Genomic DNA, 16,889 nt, shown 5'->3' on the forward strand with positions numbered 1-16,889 from the left:
ATTATGCCCCTACCTGCTGATCTGTACATATATTTAAAACGAATTGATGCCTTTCGAGCTTTTCATTTACTTTACCCAATAATTCTTGCTGGATTTCTTTAAATAAAAATTGATAGCTTGTATTCCATGTTGGTATAACGGATGAAAGGCCTAATAAATACTCTTTCTTCTTTTCTAGTTCTTGAATTGTTACAAAAGTGTTCCCCATTTTTGGCATCTGTCGTCCCCCTATATTTTTTTACTGTATATGTGTGAACGATTCACTATATAGTATTAATTATCGCATTTTTTGAGAAGGATTTCCAATTTTGTTTTATGATGTTAACGGATAAATGTGATTTGAATAAAAAAAGGAGACCAAATTTGGTCTCCTTTTAGCAAGTGACTTTGAACGAGCCGCTTCCGCTTTTAGATTAATATCTAGCTCCAGCGGCTAGAACAGTCGGCCATTTCGCGCCTTCCTGTGAGGCAAAAAGTGCCTCTTCGTCAGGAGCTCCAATGACCTCCTGTTCTGAACGAGCCGCTTCCGCTTTTAATTAAAATACTTGTTCTACTTCGATAACGCCTGGTACTTCTTCAAGTAACGCGCGCTCGATACCAGCTTTTAGTGTGATTGTAGAACTTGGGCAGCTTCCGCATGCACCCATAAGGCGTAGTTTTACGATACCTTCTTCAATGTCTACTAATTCAACGTCTCCGCCATCGCGAAGTAAGAATGGACGTAATTTATCTAATACTTCTAATACTTGTTCTTGCATATGTGGGTTTTCCATTTTTATCGACTCCTTTCATCAGTTTTATTATAATCAAGATAGAGGGGAAAATCTATTTTTTCTCTTCTTGTTTTATTGTCGAAATATTGTATCGTGTTTTTTCAGTATAGGGGTATGGAATAAGTTTGTAAAATGATGTGCTTATGTAATAAGACATCTGAATATACTGTTGGGACAAGAAGTGGGGGAGAAGAAATGGTTAATGTTCAAGTGTATGGGACGAAAGTAATTTGTGCGAGCTGCGTCGGAATGCCATCTTCAACAGAAACGTTTGAATGGTTACAAGCGGCAATTGGTCGTAAATATGAAGGACAAGAAAATAAATTTAATTTCGAGTATATTGATTTCCAAGAAGAACAAGAAGATGCAGATAAAAAAGCATTCGCAGAGCGCGTAGTGGAAGAAGATTTATTTTATCCGGTCGTTCTTGTAAATGGAGAAATTGTTGGAGAAGGAAATCCTCGTTTGAAGGATGTTTATGAAGAAATCGAGAAATATTTATAAAACAAGAAGTCTTTGCGAATTTGCAAAGGCTTTTTTTATTGGAGGGATAGATATGAAAAATGGAGTGAAGCATGCGTTACCAACGGAAGTACAACAGTTAATGGAGCGGTACACAGTAGAATTAAAAGAAATTTTTTTAGATGAAAAAATAGTAGGGGTATATATTTACGGCTCCATCGCACTTGGTGCATTTTATGCAGAAACGAGCGATGTTGATTTTGTTACAGTGATAAGTGATTCCGTGAATGAAGCTGAAAAACAGCAGCTTGTGGAACTACATAAGAAACTTAGTGATAATACGCTAGGTAAAAGAATGGACGGTATGTATATTCCGCTTGCTGACTTAGGGAAATACAATGATGAAATGAACGAGTACGTGTATTGTGCAGATGGTAAAGCTAATGTTGGTCATTGGGACATTAATGCGGTCACATGGTGGACGTTGAAAAATCAAGGCATTACAGTTACAGGAAAAGAAGCAGAAGATCTTCCGCTGCAAATACAATGGAATGATGTAGTAAATACGATGAAATACAACGTAGAACAGTACTGGAGTGAAAAGGTGAAGAAGCCATATTTATTTTTTATAGAAGAGTGGGTAGAATCAGCTGTCGTTACGATGGGACGCATTTTATATACACTAGATTATAGAACAATCGTTTCAAAAGATAGAGGATTGCAATACTTGTCAGAACGTTCAGCGGAAGAATGGGAGCTCTTATTAAAAGAAGTAGCGAGAATACGGCACAATCCAAAAGAAAAGCGAATGCTCTCAAGGTGGAGAAGAGCAGATATGACGAAGAGGTACTTACTGCATTTAATTGAGACGTGTAGAGAGAAATGGTAGGGAAGAAAATGGACAATACAGTGGGGGGGATTGTCTTTTTTTATATTAGATTTGGTATATAATGGTTTAAAAGGTTTAATTATACTGGAGGGGATAGGATGAATATAGAATTAGCTACATATGAAGAAAAGAATGAACAAATGAGTATGCGCCAAGTAATTAGCATTCTATTAATTATTTTTGGGGCCATGCATGGAATTGGTTTTTTGAACCTTTTATATGATTCTTCCTTATATCCATGGTATGTAGATCATCTTATTCCACCTTTCACGTTTTGTATGATTATCGTAATGTATGCACCGGCAAGAAATTGCTGCTTACATTTAATAAAATCATTACAATTCAATAATTTTAAACACTATGTAACGATAGTAATGACAGCGATTGTAATGCTTATATATCTTGCAATATTAAATTTAGTTTTACCACATGGGATTGGTGTGGACGAGTCTAGTATAGTAATAAAGCCTACTAAAAATGAAATCATTTTATATGTAGTTGTGCTCACCATTTTTGCACCGATTTGGGAAGAGCTTTTATTTCGAGGGATACTTTTTAAGAAATTATCTCAGCGTTTTTCTACACTTACTAGTATCGTTATAAGTGCTTTCATATTTACTTTTGGCCATCCCCTTACAGTAGGTAGTATTTTATATATTTTTGGTATGGGTATATGTTTAGCATACACATATAAGAAAACGAAGAATTTACTCGTTCCAATTGGGATTCATTTATTAAATAATTCGTTTTATTTATTAGTAAATTTTCAACTATAAAAAGACGCCTTTTAAAAAGGAAGTCTTTTTTATTTTGTAGTAGATAGAAAAGTATTTACAAGTATTGTGTAGAGGAAAGATAATAGAAAAAAATATGCGCATGGGGGAAGATGATGAGTAAATATAAATTACATATAGATAAAGAACAACTATGGAAAGGCTGCGTTTTAAATTCGATTGCCCATGCAATTAATGTAGCGCATTGTCCAGATTTCTCACATGAAAGTTCATGGGATGGATTTAACTATAGTATGCAAGATAGCCAAGGCGGACAAGGGACAATTACGTTTCATCCGAATTACACGATTGTATGTCTTCAAGATGTGAATAGCGAGAGAATTGATGAGTGGATTGATGCGAAAAATTATTTTGAAGGGGCACCTTCGGAAGTAATAGATATTGCGAAAGAAGAAGCACTTCAATACGTATTAGAAGAAGTAGAAGGCGAAACAGTTCCTTTTATTACAACTGCATTTTGGATTGAGGATAGTGGTGCGTATTCAATTGATTCATTTGAAGAGATGGAAGAGCACGGCGGATTCTTATTAGAAATTCCATTACTTGATACAGAATCAGCAATAGAAAGACTGGAAGAAGAGTATGAACTGACAGAGGAACAAATAGAGCTTTTACAACTCGTGTATAAGAAAAAAATCCAAAGTCCAAATGAGGAAATTAAGTTGTCTAAAGAAGAAATAGCAATGATTGGAACGGAAGATAGCGAAGGATTGGAAGTTAGTAAGGACTCATTTGAAGAAATGAATATTACTTGGGAGTTGTAGGGGGAGGATAAAATATTTCTGATTTAAAAAGTCACAAAAGGAATATAAAGCACTAGTAGAAAGTACAATGTGAAATTACATTGTACTTTCTACTAGTTTTTTCATATACATATCAACTTCGTGAAAGAATATGGGCTCTTTTTCCTCGGTATTCAGATGCACGGTGCAATGTAAATATTGCTGTAAGTAGCGATTAGCTTGTTCGTACTGTTTTAATTTGTAGAAAGAAAAACAGGTAAGAAGTAGAAACGCTTTTTCTTCTAATATTGGAACGACAGCTAGTACCGGAGTAATGGAATGTATATTTATTTCCACTAAATTTTCATAAGATGCCCACGTTTGAAACCAGTCGAAAATAGTAGAAAGGTAATTCGGAATGTTGATAGTTTCATGTGAAACATTGTGCAATAGCTGGTTCTGTTTGATATGTATAGGCTCTATTCTCGTTTGTAGAATGCAAGCGAATATTGAAATGTTTTCTTTTATTTGTAATTGGTTCGTAATAAGCTGCGGGAGACCGATAGGGTGAACTCCTATATTTATATAAAAATCATCTCCAAACTGGCTTTTTTGTATGTTAATGAGCTTATAAAATCCGTTTTCAGCTTTGAAAAATGTATGTCTTTTTTTCTTAAAGCCGAGTGGTTTTAAAGTGGCGTGTAAATTTGTAATAAAATCTTGCTCCTTTTTAGAGCCAGGCTTATTCTTCGTCATATTCATAAGTAGTTAAGTTTTGTAAGAAACTTTCAAAGTTAGGTGCTAATTCAATAATTTCCTCAAACTCATTATCGATAAATATAACTGGAGGATTTTCAGCTACATTTCGATAGTCTAATGCAATCCATGTATGTCCATCACCAGATAAAAGTACGATATTCTCAGGCATTTCCCATTCTCGAATTAAATAGCGGCTCTCTAAAATACTAGATTCATTTTCATTAAAAGAAATACCATATAAACCAGATACATTAACGTGATCGTCTGCCCAAGAATTTGGCTTTGAAGTAGGGTGAACATCGAGACGAAGAGTTCCCCCATTTTGTTCTTTTAGAAGGGTTATATATGATTCTGGAAGCTTTACGTTCAGTACTTCTTCTGCTTTTTTGATTAGTTCATCGTTAATGGGTGCTAGTTTTAAATAGTCATCGTCTGCCCAAATTGTACTCTTCATATTCGGTCACCTCAAATAATAGTTTTAAGAATCTTATGTCATATATTATAGTTAGTTTAGATAACACGCAATAGAGGGAGGGACGGAGTATGGATGTGTATGAATACCTCGATCACGTAAATTCTAAAGAAGATTTATTAAAATTTCTTGTATACCTCCAAAAGGATTTTAAAGTGAATAAAGATGAATGGGAGAATGTAGAGGTAGAGACTTATTTAGAGGCATTAAATAGTTGGTTAGGTTCTTGTGAATCGGTTTATATAAATCAAGGAGAGAAGTTTCCAGAAAATATTTCATGGAAGTTTATTGCTCAAATGTTACTTGCGGCAGCTCATTATGAATAAAATTAGATTTTTAAAAGATAGAATGGAGAAGATATCATGATTAACCATAATAAAATTAAACAACTTTTAGCACATGTAGATCGTGCTGAGGATAATGAAATTGAGCTAGAGTATGAATCTGAACCTATGACGATAGAATTGTTTAATAGTGAAGAAATAGAAGAAGGGCAACTTGGTTATAGTTTTGATGAAGAAGGACAAAGCTTAGTCGGGAATGAAGAAGGAGATTGGAAAGAAGGATGGATTGTAATAGGGATAGATTCATATCTTGGAGACCCGATTTTTGTAGATAGTAATGATGAGAACTGTCCAGTTTATACAGCTATGCACGGTGAGGGAGAATGGGAGCCGGAATGTATAGCGGAGCGTATAGAAGATATTATTGAGAAAGTGAAGGGGAATGTGGGGGAAAGAAACATAGTATTCCAACGTGATTAAGAGGGAGGAAATAATGAAAAAGTTTCAAATCGAACTAAATAAACTGCCGACAGAAAATGCTGGAGAAATAGTACTTAGTATAGATGAGAGAATTGTGTTTGAAGAAAAAACAGACATAATAGGACCGATTTGTCAGTTGTTTGATGCTTGTATCGAGGTTTTTAAATATGATGACGCTACAATTTTCTTAAATGAATATGAAAAAAAGATGGAATTTAAGAAGAAAGATGGGGAGTTTCTCATTATTAATCAGAGAGGCAAGAAGTTAGCTAGTGTTGATAGCGAGCAATTTTTACGAGTACTCTTTTCGTTTCTTAAAAAGGAGATAGGGCAGATTTACATGAGTGGAGTTGATTCTTTTCGAATCAAAGATGCTTACCATAGAATGTTAGAAATTGATCCATTTGTTCCTAAACTTGTAAATGGAAATGACGAAATTATGTATCGAACTTATCATTCTACAAGTGACAAGTATGAATTAAAATGGAAGTATTTAAAAGGGAGAGAGGTTGAACCGATATTTACTCCGGTACTATCTCATGATAAGAAGAGTATCTTTTATGTAGAGGAAAATAACCACAGAATTCGTAAACTCGATAGTGAAACGAAAGAAGAGATTTGGCAGTGCCGTATTCCAATAGTAGAAGATTGTAATTGCGTTACTGTGAATGGTGTCGTAATTATTTGGCATGCAAATAGATTTGGAGAAAGTATTGCGAAATTGTATGCTATTTCATCAAGTTGTGGACAGCTTCTATGGGATTTAGAAATAGAAGGGCATATTATACAAGATGTAAAAACTACGGGAGAAGAGTTACCACGTTTACTAGTTATTACACAAGAAGGCTACAATGTTTTATTAGAGCTTGAAAGTGGAGTAAAAGTATGGGAAAAGAATGTTCGAGTCGGAGGAGAAAAATTGCAGTGCCATCTTGGCCCAGATTACTATGTATTAGCAGGGAATCCTTTTGATGAAGATGGGGAAGTTGATGCATATAGTAATGTTGCAATTTCCATTCAATTATTAGATGCTTCTACACGATGGAAACAAATGATGGAAGATTGTAATCCAAATGAACCAGTTACTTTAACTAATGAACATTTTATATGTGTAGCAATAGATTCATTACAAAAGTGGGAATATGGAAAAGAAGGCTGTAACTTAATTTTTGAAAAAGCTTTTGATGAGGTATGGTACTCTTGCATTGAATCAAAGGAAGCGAAAATACTATTAACAAGAACTGAGTATGGATATGAAGGGGTAAGTAGACAAATACAATGTTATGACCATAAGAGCGGTCAAAAGTTATATGAAGTAAATATGTCTTTTGAAATTGAATTGCCTCCATTTCTTATCGGAGAGATGATGGTATTGTCCTTAGGAGAAGGCAGAATTTGTGGTATTAATATTCAAACAGGTAAAGTGCTTTGGAATATTAATACTCTACATGATATTACAGAGGTTCTGTTATATAAAGATGGAGAAATTTACATTGCAACTTCAAATTTAGAATTGACAATACTTGATGCTGAATGTGGCGAAGTAAAAAATATAATTAAACTTCCTAAAAATGTTGTTGTAATAGATTTTATTGTATCAATTGAGGAAGTTAATAATGGACTATTCATTAGTTGTGTAAGTGGAAATATGTTTGAAATAGTAGAAGGCTAATTTGTGAGTTTTCTTAAGTCGAGATGTTTGTTTTAAAGTAGTAGTATATATTCACTAAAAAAGATGTATAAAAATGATTTTGATGCATCCTTTTTAGTGAATATATAAAATAATTAACTTAGTGTATTAAATATATGATACATGATTATTTTAATATATTTAAAAGTAAAATGAAATAAGAAACGGATAATTGTCGGAATATATTCGATTTCCGTTCAATTTTATGAAATATGTGTACTTTTTGTTAGATTCCTTCATTTTGTCCATATACAATAAATGTATATAGAAATAAGAAAAGGATGATGTACGTGAAGGACACTGTTTTACAAGAAACAATTTCTCAGCAAGAATTACATAAAGTTGTTCAAAAAAATACAGCTTATTATGATTTTAAGTGGGGTAAAGTAGAAAATCCTGCGCAAGGAAATACATGGAATTGGGTAGCCTTTTTCTTCCCAACTTTTTGGTTAGCTTATCGTAAAATGTATAAGTTATTTATTATATTTGCGTTATTGGCTATACCTAGTATAGTTATACCCCCTTTTATAGATATTCCAGATGGGATTTATGTAACATTTAGTTTAGCTCTTCAATTAGGAATGATGATATTTACTGGATGGCAAGGAAACCGTTTATATTATAAGCATGCTGTTCGTGTTTTTCGTAAGGGAGAAGATGCGTCTGATCATGAGAAGGCGTATTTCTTACAATCAAAGGGCGGCGTGAGTATTGCTGGTATGATTGGTTTACAGATTATAGTCGGGATTGTGTTTGGGTTAGCTGCGTTCGGGCTGTCCTTTTTACCAACTGAGCCGAATATTAAAGACGTTGTTCGTTCAAGTGGTGAAGGGGTTACTTTAGAGATTATGACTGATAATCCAACTTGGAAGTTTGTGAAGAAAGAAAAAGAGTATGACGTAGTAGAGTTTACTGGTTATGATTATACAGAGAAGAAAAACGTGAAAATTAAATTTGCTGTTTATTTCGATGAAGATTATTTCGAGTGGCAAGAGGTATATGAAAATAATAAGAAGTTAAGTGAAGAAGAAGTAGAAGAATATCAAATTTACATTGAAGAAAATAATTGGGGTTTCTAGAGGGAACTCGTTCATTTTGAAAAGAAGAATCTTGTGAAGATTCTTCTTTTGTTTATTAGGGGGGAGAGAAATGATTTCAGCATTAATAGAAGCTCTAATAAGATCTATTGGTTTAAGTACGGGTTTACACACGAAAAAGATTGATGCTAACATACTTTACTTGCAGCAGTATGAATGGTTTCGAATGATGTATGAAGACGAGAAATATCGAAAATTATTTATTACGAACTACAAAGTTCGTTCATATTTACAAAGTAAGTTAAGAGTTCGCTTGCTCGTAAAAAATAAAAATGCACAACGAAGATTTTTAAAATTAGTAGAAGAACAAATAGAAAAAAGGCATACGAATTGAAATTTTGTAAAATACAATAAAAAATGAGAATTTACGGTAGGGTTGTCAATAACGTGAGACTATGGCACTATAAAGAAATGCTATACAAATTTTATTTATCGAGATGTAAACATCAATTTTGATTTTTACGTATAAATAATGAACGGAGGAAATGAATTTATGGCTACTTTACCAAATTGTCCAAAATGTAATTCAGAATATACGTATGAGGATGGCGTTCTTTTCGTATGTCCAGAATGTGCTCATGAGTGGGGCCAAGACGCAGAAGCTGAAAATAATGATGGTGCAAAAGTTGTAAAAGATGCGAACGGAAACGTTCTTCAAGATGGCGATGCAGTTACTGTTATTAAAGACTTAAAAGTAAAAGGAACTTCTTCAGTTGTGAAGATCGGTACGAAAGTAAAAAGTATCCGTCTAGTTGATGGCGATCACGATATCGATTGCAAAATCGACGGTTTCGGAGCTATGAAGTTAAAATCACAGTTCGTTAAGAAGGCGTAGTACAAATAAAAAGAGGAGGCGAATAGCCTCCTCTTTTTATTATGTCACTTTTTGTCGGTAAATCGATATTTCGTACAAAATCGTTGATATATTCTGAGTTATGATAGATATATTTGAAAAATCGTTGATATATTGCAAGTTATGATAGATATATTGAAAAAATCGTTAATATAATTTCATTCATCGTGAACTACGCACGATTCACCGTGCATCATAGTCAATTTCTTTCAACTGACATCGCTTATTAAAGAACGTTTTATATCCAAGCTGTAAAAAGATAATGACAGCAAAGGCAGTACTTCCTGAAATACCGAGTATAATGGCGATTTGATATTGAATGGCTGTGAACGGTGATACACCGGATAATATTTGACCAGTCATCATGCCTGGTAAGCTTATAATCCCCATTCCGACCATAGAATTAATTGTTGGTAAAATAGCAGAATCAAAAGCGTCTCGAATGAGCGGAGCAGCAGCTTCTTTCGGTGTTGCTCCGAGCATAAGTGCACCTTCAATTTGACCTCTTTGCGACTTCATATTGTTTAAGAACGTATTTGCACCGAGAGAAACACCAGTCATGGCATTCCCAACTAACATTCCTGTAATAGGGACGATATATTGCGGAGCATACCAAGGGTCATGACCGATAATAACGAAGATAAATAGTAGAAGTGGCCCAATTGATCCGGCGACCATGGAAAGGGCGGCTACTCGTTTTAATTCTTTAGACATCGGGATGTTAACTCGTTTATAAATATTAAAAATTGCAAAGGTAGTAATAGAAGTAATGAGAGCAATTGTATAAAATGGATTACTGTTTTCAAATACGTATGTAAGGACATATGCAACAAGTACGAGCTGAATGGTCATACGGAATGTTGCGAGTGCGATTTGTTTTTCGCGAGGTATTCCTTTTAATTTTACGAGTCCAATTAAAATAAGAATGAAAATATAGGCAGCGGCAAGTTGCCAAATTTGGAGTTCAATAACGCCCTTCAACTGAGAGCACTTCCTTTCTAGTTGCACCCTTTGTTTTGCTAATTTCAATAATATCGTCTGCAATTTCTTCTGGAAGTTGTTGCGAGTGCGTGATGAAAATAACTGTTTTCTTCTTTTTTCGTGCTAGTTCAGTAAATTGTTTCATAACGCGGCGTTCTGTATCACTGTCTAGTGCTGAAGTTGGTTCATCTAATAAATAGACAGGCGGATCCATAAGTACGATACGTGCAAAGGCAAGTCTTTGTTTTTCACCGCCGGATAATGAGGAGGCGCTATCTTCTAATTGCTTGTCTAAGCTAACGGTTTGTAGTGCGCTCCGCAGGGCATCATCATTTGGAAATGGTTTTTCAGAAAGACGAAGTCCCATTAATAGATTTTCTTTAACGGTTCCATCAAAAAGAGGTGGAGTTTGCCCAAGCATAACTACGTCACGACGTAATTGAATAGGCGGATAATCAGAAATTAACTTTCCGTTATATTCAATTGTGCCGGATGTTGGAGATTGTAAATCGTTTAACATGCGAAGCAATGTGCTTTTTCCGCTTCCGCTTTCACCGATAATGCAAGTGATCTTTTCTTTTTGAATCTGTAAATAAGGAATGTGTAGTATATCTTTATATATAACCTCTTTTAATATAAACATAAATCGCTCCTTTCTGATTCTAGTTATATCGTATCAAAAAAGAGGGGGAAATGGTTATAACGAACAACGTTTTTTCTTCGTCTTAAGTTTTATTAATAAGTTAAGTAAACGATCTAATTCTTGGCTGAAAGAAATCACTTTATCATGAGTGAATCCGTATCGTTCAACGAGATAGATTAACTCTTTCTTTTTCGCTTCTATTCGATTGTTTAGTTTCGATAAGTTCATAAGTGGAATGTAATGCCTCCTACAAAAGTATTTATAACATAAAAAATAAGACCGAATGAATTCGGTCTTCAAGGAAATAATAAAACAACTTACAAATAGCATACACTGTTTATCAATAGTTTTTAATATAAAAATGAAAAATAAATCATTATACATATTGAGAAAGATGTGTCTGATAATTTTTAAAAACTGATGCAAAGAAGCTGCCTACATAGTAGACAGCCTGTAAAGTATTAACCTTTATGATATTTGTACATCCAAAGAAGGCCGGATTTTAATAATCTTGGTACACGTCCCATTAACGGTTGATTTGCGAGTAAACCGAATCCATGTTTTTTACCAAGAGATCCTAGAACACCTTTTAATTTAATAACAGGTAGTTCATCAGGGAGTGGTTCATTATTCCAACGTTTTAATAATATTTGGACAATTTGTTCTCCTTGACCTTCAGCAAGTTGGGCAGATGGTGCATGTGGAAGTGCTGCGCAATCTCCTACAACGTAAACGTGCTCGTTGTTTGGAATATTGTGATATTTCGTTAAGACAACCCGTCCGCTACCATCTTGTTCAACTGGAAGGTTTCGAACAACTTCATTTGCTTGAATACCAGCTGTCCAGACGATTGCATCACATTCAAGTGGTTCATCGTGGTTATACACAATATTTGGTTCCACTTTTGTAATGTTAGAGTTTCTTATAATATTAACTTTATGTTTTACGAACCATTCTTCTACGTATCTACTTAATTTCTCTGGATACGGGAATAAAATTCTATCTTTTCGATCAAATAAATAGATTTTTAAATCAGAACGGCTTTCGCGAAGTTCACTTGCAACTTCCACACCACTTAAGCCAGCACCAACGACAGCTACTGTTGCATTTGGTTCTAGACTATTTAATTGTTCATATGTTTTACGTGTTTGTTCAATTGATTGTAGACTATGTGTATATTCCTTCGCCCCAGGAACGTTATGATATTTATCTTCACAGCCAAGTCCGATAATTAAATCATCATATTGGATTGCTTCGCCGCCATCGAGATGAACCGCTTTTTCTTCGAGGTCAATATTTGTTATTGTGCCGTATTGAATATTGAGGCGTGGGTGCTCAGGAAACGGTATACGAATATGCGTTTCTGAAATAGTACCCGCAACTAATGCATAATATTCAGTTTTGAAGCAATGATATGGTACTTTGTCGATTAATGTCACTTGTACATCATCTGGAAGTTGGTTGCTTGGAAGTAGCCTTTGTAGAATTCTCATTCCACCGTAGCCGCCACCTAGTATTACGAGGTGTTTCATGATGGATTACCCCTTTTCTGTTGAAATATCCCCTAATCATAAAATTTTATATTAATAAAATATTTTGACTTTACTCAATCAAATTATATCGAATTTGTGAACAAATAACAATGCATGAATGAATACTCTGTTGTACAATAAGAAGAAAAGTAAAGTAAACTGTTTTGCCTTTTTAGTTACTATTTCATTGCAAGTAGCATGTTATATAAAATAAAATCATCTACTTTGAAGTGAAATAGTGAAGTAACTAAATAGTTTAGGATGTATAACGAAAACAACAAGAGACAGCTTAGTTTTCTTCTTATAGATGAGGTCAGAAGGTAATTTGTTTTGTAGTACAGGGGGGAGAATTTTGATTAAACCATTAATTGAATTTTGTGTAGGTAACCTTGCAAGTGGTTCACAAGCAGCTCTAGAAAAATTAGAAAAAGATCCGAATTTAGATGTAATGGAGTATGGTTGTCTAGGGTATTGTGGTATTTGTTTTGAAGGACCGTTTGCACTTGTAAATGGTGAAGTTGTACAAGGTGCAACAGTAGAAGAGCTTGTTAATAATGTATATGAGTATTTGGATGAAAATCCAATGTTTTAAGGTGTTGCGAATGAGCAACGCCTTTTTCATTTTATTTTAGATAAAACGTTATTTTGGAGGGTAGTTTAATACTATAGATAAATAAAAAAAGGCCCTTTTTAGAAGGGCTTTTTTCTTACACAATGTGTGTAAGAGTGGCTCATCGCCAAACGTTGTCAAATATGAGAAACGGGGGACATTCATATTGTGTTCTAAAAGCATGCATTCTATACTTAAAATAACAAATTATTTTTGGAGTGAATACAAATGAGCCAATTTTCTTTTACAAAAATGCATGGTCTTGGCAATAGTTATATATATGTAAATATGTTTGAAGAGCAAATTCCTGAAGAAGATTTAGCTCTTGTGGCGGAAAAGGTTTCAAATATTAATACTGGTATTGGAGCAGATGGGATGATTTTAATTTGTCCGTCTGATATAGCTCCGGTGAAGATGCGTATGTTTAATAATGATGGATCAGAAGGAAAGAGCTGTGGTAATGGTTTGCGCTGCGTAGCGAAATATGCGTATGAGCATAAACTAGTAGAGGAAACAGTTTTCACAATTGAAACGTTAGCTGGCATTGTAACGGCAGAAGTAACGGTAGAAGAAGGAAAAGTTATATTAGCGAAAATTGATATGGGTGCACCACGTTTAACACGCAAAGAAATACCGATGCTCGGTGAAGGTGAAACACCATTTATTCGTGAAAACTTCTTATATAATAATCATCGTTATGCATTTACGGCTGTTTCAATGGGGAACCCGCACGCGGTTATTTTTGTTGAGGATGTAGAGAAGGCACCTCTTACAACACTTGGTCCAGTTCTTGAGACACATGAAATGTTCCCAGAGCGAGTGAATGTTGAATTTATCGAGATTTTAAACGATGAAGAAATGAATTTCCGCGTTTGGGAACGTGGTTCAGGTGTAACGCAAGCTTGCGGAACAGGGGCATGCGCTGCCGTTGTAGCTGCTATTTTGAATGGCAAGATGGAACGTGGTAAAGAAATTACAGTCCATTTAGCTGGCGGCGATTTAATGATTGCGTGGACAGAAGAAGGAAACGTGTTAATGAAAGGACCTGCGGAAGTAATTTGCCGCGGAGTGTATGAGTACAAGATAGAAGCGTAAAGATGTATAATAGAATGAGAACAGAAAGGATGGTGTATTTCATGATTGAAGTAACAGAACAAGCAGCTTTTCAAATTAAAGATATGTTAAAAGATGCTGAAGATGGAGAGAAGTACGTGCGCCTTGCTGTACATGGCGGCGGATGTACTGGCCTTTCTTACGGCTTAGGATTTGAAGTAGAACCAAAAGAAGACGACACAGTTCTTGAGTTTTTCGATGTTGAATTTGTTATCGATACAGAAAGTGCTCCAATTGTTAAAGGAGTAAAAATTGATTATAAACAATCTATGCTTGGTGGCGGATTCACAATCGACAATCCAAACGCAATCGCATCATGCGGATGTGGATCATCTTTCCGTACAGCGACGAATGCTGGTAAGCCAGAAGAGTGCTAAGGTTTTAGCTGAAATAGAAAAAGACCTTTTTAGCGATGGAATAAAATCGTTAAGGAGGTCTTTTCTTTTGCCGTAAAAGCCCGATTACCAAGGCTAATCAATATTTCACTTTATTTTTGCATAGATGCAAGTATCAGTTAGTTGTTTGCCGTCAGCTGAAAAATCTTCATTACGTAATATCCCTTCAAGTTCAAAGCCTAGTTTTTCAGGGAGTGCACGACTTTTCGTGTTATTACATTCACATCGTATTTCAATCCTTCTAAATTTGAATAACTGAAATCCAAGGTTTGTTAACGCACTTACTGTTTCTGTCATATATCCACTGCCACTAAATTGCGTGTTAATCCAGTATCCAATTTCACATTTAGAAACCTTCCAATCAATTCGATGAAGGCTAGCTGTTCCAACAAAATCATTCGTCTCTTTATGATAGATAAGATAGCGAAAGCTTTCTCTTTTCAAAAAATCTATATGTGCATTTCTCAGAAGAATTTCCGTTTCTTCAACAGTAGGAATGGACTGAAATAAAGACAACCATTGCTTTAATTCATTAATGGAATCTTTAATAGCTTCGTGTACTACATTCCCTTCACCTGCTTGAAGTGGTGCTCGAAGAATGAGTCTGTTTGTTTCTATTTGTAACGGAACATCTAATAAAATAGAGTTCATATCATTTCTCCTCTCGAAACCTTTAAATTAGGACAGAATGAAACTTATATCATAAAAAAACTTTCACCCAAAAGAAATAATTCTGGAGGACGAGAGTTGCAATTTATAATAAATGAATTGAAAAATACTTTATCTCACTAATAGAAAATCACGTCACAGCATCACTATTAGTTATTATAGAACTGTGCGAAGTACAGGAATATAGTAAGGCTTATCTCTCATAAAGGAACCTCTCAAAAACGCGTAAACAATAAATATATATTCAATTCATTATTTAGAAATCCCTTTTCACATATTGAAAACTAAACTATCATTTGGTACAGCAGCATTAGGCTGTTAAACTAATGCATATGTTAATTGAATAAGGAATTATTATTTTTTAACCTGCTTTAAATTGAACGCATAATTCACGATTGATTATCTAAACGCAATCGCATCATGCAGATTTGGATCATTTTTCCGTACAGCGACGAATGCTGGTAAGCCAGAAGAGTACTAAGTTTTTAGCCAAAATAGAAAAGACCTTTTTAGCGATAGAATAAAATCGTTAGAAAGGTCTTTTCTTTTGGCGTTAAAACAGAAAATGCATGCAAAGTGACTTTTAAATTAAATTTTAATGTTATTATATATGGAATATTTGATGAAAATTGTTCATTCGAGTTTCATATTGTTCGTTTCGGAAAATATTATGCAACAGAAATGTAAATGAATAGAAGAAATATACTATTTATTAGTTATATTTAATGTTAATATTTGTAACGAAGATGATTGGTGAGGGCTGATTAAAGTTTCACTTTATATAAAAAAGGTGCATGAGAGAGAAGGCTATAGCAAATTGTATAGAACTGAATAGTTCCGTATTAATTAAAATACGTTGATTACTAGATATTAAAAAATACCGGGGGGATTAGAGTGAAGTCATTTAAGAGAGTACTTATAGTAGGGATGGCGTTGACTACAGTATCGATTTTGGGAGCTTGTTCTAGCGATACAGACGTATTAACAAAAGTAGGAGCAAAGCAACCAGCGAAGGCGGAAGGTGACGTACTAAAAGATCAGAAGAAAACACCTATGACTACGAGTAAACGTGAAAGTATTAAAAATGAGGACGCTTCATCATCACAGAAGCGTTATATTTCTCATGATGAATCTCAAAAAATTGAGGAAGGTATGACGTATACGGATATTCTTAATACGATTGACTACGGTGGTGAGAACATAAAATATTATAATAACAATGAAAAACGCGTATTTTATACTGAAAAAGATACGGATGGTACATATGAAATTATGGTTGAATTAAATACATATGGTTACGTTGTGAATATTGAACGTACTGCTATAAAGGATACAGATAAAGATAAAGGTAAGGAGAATCGGGTATCTACGAAACGTATTGAAGAGCCTGTAAAGGAATATAAAGAAAAAAACGATCGTGTACCGTGGTATAAAGATGTAAATAACAATTCGGCAGCAGTAAGTTACAATCAATATTTGAAAATAAAAAAAGGTATGCCCGCGAATCAGGTAAAAGCTGCAATTGGACAGCCACATGTGATTGAGAAATATAAATCTTATTCAGTATATGACTATACTGGTTATGGTGGAGAAGGATCATTACGTGTAATCTTTGAACCGAATGGAACTGTTACGGATGTAGTGGAAGACGGTTTACCACGATAATAAATT

The 16,889-nt window shown here is 34.5% G+C and carries 23 protein-coding genes and 1 pseudogene; 15 read left to right on the top strand and 9 right to left on the bottom strand.

Annotated elements, in window-relative coordinates; genetic code table 11:
* Position 1 precedes the first annotated feature (1 nt).
* Positions 2-217 carry a hypothetical protein gene (locus tag MRP26_RS14495; protein ID WP_001125507.1) on the bottom strand — a complete coding sequence of 72 codons (216 nt, stop codon included), beginning with the start codon at positions 215-217 and terminating at the stop codon, positions 2-4.
* A gap of 319 nt (positions 218-536) precedes the next feature.
* Entirely contained in the window at positions 537-773 is a 237-nt protein-coding gene (locus tag MRP26_RS14500; RefSeq protein WP_000431159.1) for a NifU family protein, read from the bottom strand.
* A gap of 195 nt (positions 774-968) precedes the next feature.
* On the opposite strand from MRP26_RS14500, the gene MRP26_RS14505 reads away from it, so the two are divergent.
* The 4 genes from MRP26_RS14505 to MRP26_RS14520 all read left to right on the top strand — a co-directional run bounded on the left by MRP26_RS14505 (position 969) and on the right by MRP26_RS14520 (position 3,682).
* The gene (locus MRP26_RS14505; RefSeq protein ID WP_000248588.1) at positions 969-1,277 is read left to right on the top strand and encodes a YuzD family protein; all 309 of its coding nucleotides are present in this window, start codon (positions 969-971) and stop codon (positions 1,275-1,277) included.
* Positions 1,278-1,329: 52 nt separating this feature from the next.
* A complete protein-coding gene (locus tag MRP26_RS14510) occupies positions 1,330-2,124 on the top strand; it encodes a nucleotidyltransferase domain-containing protein (RefSeq protein ID WP_242806220.1) in 795 nt (264 codons plus the stop codon).
* A 98-nt stretch (positions 2,125-2,222) separates the two neighbouring features.
* A complete protein-coding gene (locus MRP26_RS14515) occupies positions 2,223-2,900 on the top strand; it encodes a CPBP family intramembrane glutamic endopeptidase (protein ID WP_088025381.1) in 678 nt (225 codons plus the stop codon).
* Between the two features lie 113 nt (positions 2,901-3,013).
* Entirely contained in the window at positions 3,014-3,682 is a 669-nt protein-coding gene (locus tag MRP26_RS14520) for a hypothetical protein (RefSeq protein WP_053563437.1), read from the top strand.
* A 75-nt stretch (positions 3,683-3,757) separates the two neighbouring features.
* On the opposite strand, the gene MRP26_RS14525 is transcribed toward MRP26_RS14520, so the two are convergent.
* Both MRP26_RS14525 and MRP26_RS14530 read right to left on the bottom strand, forming a co-directional pair.
* Positions 3,758-4,396, bottom strand: coding sequence for a DUF4304 domain-containing protein (locus MRP26_RS14525; protein ID WP_006918875.1), 639 nt, complete (start codon positions 4,394-4,396; stop codon positions 3,758-3,760).
* Positions 4,383-4,853 (bottom strand): SMI1/KNR4 family protein, encoded by a 471-nt coding sequence (locus MRP26_RS14530; RefSeq protein WP_002025033.1) that lies wholly within the window; start codon positions 4,851-4,853, stop codon positions 4,383-4,385. Before MRP26_RS14530 ends, MRP26_RS14525 begins: the two co-directional genes overlap by 14 nt.
* Before the next feature lie 89 nt (positions 4,854-4,942).
* Here MRP26_RS14530 and MRP26_RS14535 point away from each other — a divergent pair, with 89 nt between their 5' ends.
* The 6 genes from MRP26_RS14535 to phnA all read left to right on the top strand — a co-directional run bounded on the left by MRP26_RS14535 (position 4,943) and on the right by phnA (position 9,257).
* Positions 4,943-5,197 carry a DUF7660 family protein gene (locus MRP26_RS14535; RefSeq protein ID WP_000383680.1) on the top strand — a complete coding sequence of 85 codons (255 nt, stop codon included), beginning with the start codon at positions 4,943-4,945 and terminating at the stop codon, positions 5,195-5,197.
* A 36-nt stretch (positions 5,198-5,233) separates the two neighbouring features.
* Entirely contained in the window at positions 5,234-5,635 is a 402-nt protein-coding gene (locus MRP26_RS14540) for a hypothetical protein (RefSeq protein ID WP_088025387.1), read from the top strand.
* Positions 5,636-5,648: 13 nt separating this feature from the next.
* Complete coding sequence (locus tag MRP26_RS14545) at positions 5,649-7,307, top strand: outer membrane protein assembly factor BamB family protein (protein WP_242806221.1); 1,659 nt, start codon at positions 5,649-5,651, stop codon at positions 7,305-7,307.
* 299 nt (positions 7,308-7,606) lie between these two features.
* Positions 7,607-8,404 (top strand): DUF2628 domain-containing protein, encoded by a 798-nt coding sequence (locus MRP26_RS14550; RefSeq protein WP_140155677.1) that lies wholly within the window; start codon positions 7,607-7,609, stop codon positions 8,402-8,404.
* A gap of 70 nt (positions 8,405-8,474) precedes the next feature.
* On the top strand, positions 8,475-8,756 hold the full coding sequence (locus MRP26_RS14555; RefSeq protein WP_242806222.1) for a hypothetical protein: 282 nt from the start codon (positions 8,475-8,477) through the stop codon (positions 8,754-8,756).
* A 159-nt stretch (positions 8,757-8,915) separates the two neighbouring features.
* Positions 8,916-9,257 (top strand): alkylphosphonate utilization operon protein PhnA, encoded by a 342-nt coding sequence (phnA, locus tag MRP26_RS14560; protein ID WP_000212735.1) that lies wholly within the window; start codon positions 8,916-8,918, stop codon positions 9,255-9,257.
* Positions 9,258-9,458: 201 nt separating this feature from the next.
* Here phnA and MRP26_RS14565 read toward each other — a convergent pair whose 3' ends face one another.
* The 4 genes from MRP26_RS14565 to MRP26_RS14580 form a co-directional block, all read right to left on the bottom strand.
* Complete coding sequence (locus MRP26_RS14565; protein WP_078400730.1) at positions 9,459-10,256, bottom strand: ABC transporter permease; 798 nt, start codon at positions 10,254-10,256, stop codon at positions 9,459-9,461.
* On the bottom strand, positions 10,240-10,899 hold the full coding sequence (locus MRP26_RS14570) for an ABC transporter ATP-binding protein (protein WP_197235756.1): 660 nt from the start codon (positions 10,897-10,899) through the stop codon (positions 10,240-10,242). Before MRP26_RS14570 ends, MRP26_RS14565 begins: the two co-directional genes overlap by 17 nt.
* 54 nt (positions 10,900-10,953) lie before the next feature.
* Positions 10,954-11,127: an aspartyl-phosphate phosphatase Spo0E family protein gene (locus MRP26_RS14575; RefSeq protein ID WP_001054089.1), complete on the bottom strand. Its 174-nt coding sequence runs from the start codon at positions 11,125-11,127 to the stop codon at positions 10,954-10,956.
* Between the two features lie 233 nt (positions 11,128-11,360).
* A complete protein-coding gene (locus tag MRP26_RS14580; protein WP_000682065.1) occupies positions 11,361-12,431 on the bottom strand; it encodes an NAD(P)/FAD-dependent oxidoreductase in 1,071 nt (356 codons plus the stop codon).
* Between the two features lie 352 nt (positions 12,432-12,783).
* On the opposite strand from MRP26_RS14580, the gene MRP26_RS14585 reads away from it, so the two are divergent.
* The 3 genes from MRP26_RS14585 to MRP26_RS14595 all read left to right on the top strand — a co-directional run bounded on the left by MRP26_RS14585 (position 12,784) and on the right by MRP26_RS14595 (position 14,531).
* Entirely contained in the window at positions 12,784-13,023 is a 240-nt protein-coding gene (locus MRP26_RS14585; RefSeq protein WP_000595026.1) for a YuzB family protein, read from the top strand.
* Between the two features lie 246 nt (positions 13,024-13,269).
* Positions 13,270-14,136 carry a diaminopimelate epimerase gene (dapF, locus tag MRP26_RS14590; protein WP_078400732.1) on the top strand — a complete coding sequence of 289 codons (867 nt, stop codon included), beginning with the start codon at positions 13,270-13,272 and terminating at the stop codon, positions 14,134-14,136.
* A gap of 41 nt (positions 14,137-14,177) precedes the next feature.
* Positions 14,178-14,531, top strand: coding sequence for a HesB/IscA family protein (locus MRP26_RS14595; protein ID WP_242806223.1), 354 nt, complete (start codon positions 14,178-14,180; stop codon positions 14,529-14,531).
* 105 nt (positions 14,532-14,636) lie between these two features.
* Here MRP26_RS14595 and MRP26_RS14600 read toward each other — a convergent pair whose 3' ends face one another.
* Positions 14,637-15,200, bottom strand: coding sequence for a GNAT family N-acetyltransferase (locus MRP26_RS14600; RefSeq protein WP_078400733.1), 564 nt, complete (start codon positions 15,198-15,200; stop codon positions 14,637-14,639).
* 406 nt (positions 15,201-15,606) lie between these two features.
* Between MRP26_RS14600 and MRP26_RS14605 the strand changes: the two are divergent.
* A pseudogene (locus MRP26_RS14605) lies at positions 15,607-15,699 on the top strand (iron-sulfur cluster assembly accessory protein); the annotation flags it as partial.
* Between the two features lie 413 nt (positions 15,700-16,112).
* Positions 16,113-16,883, top strand: a complete 771-nt coding sequence (locus MRP26_RS14610; RefSeq protein WP_242806224.1) for a hypothetical protein — start codon at positions 16,113-16,115, stop codon at positions 16,881-16,883.
* Positions 16,884-16,889 lie beyond the last annotated feature (6 nt).

Source organism: Bacillus sp. CCB-MMP212, from assembly GCF_022748145.1.
GTDB classification, from domain to species: domain Bacteria; phylum Bacillota; class Bacilli; order Bacillales; family Bacillaceae_G; genus Bacillus_A; species Bacillus_A cereus.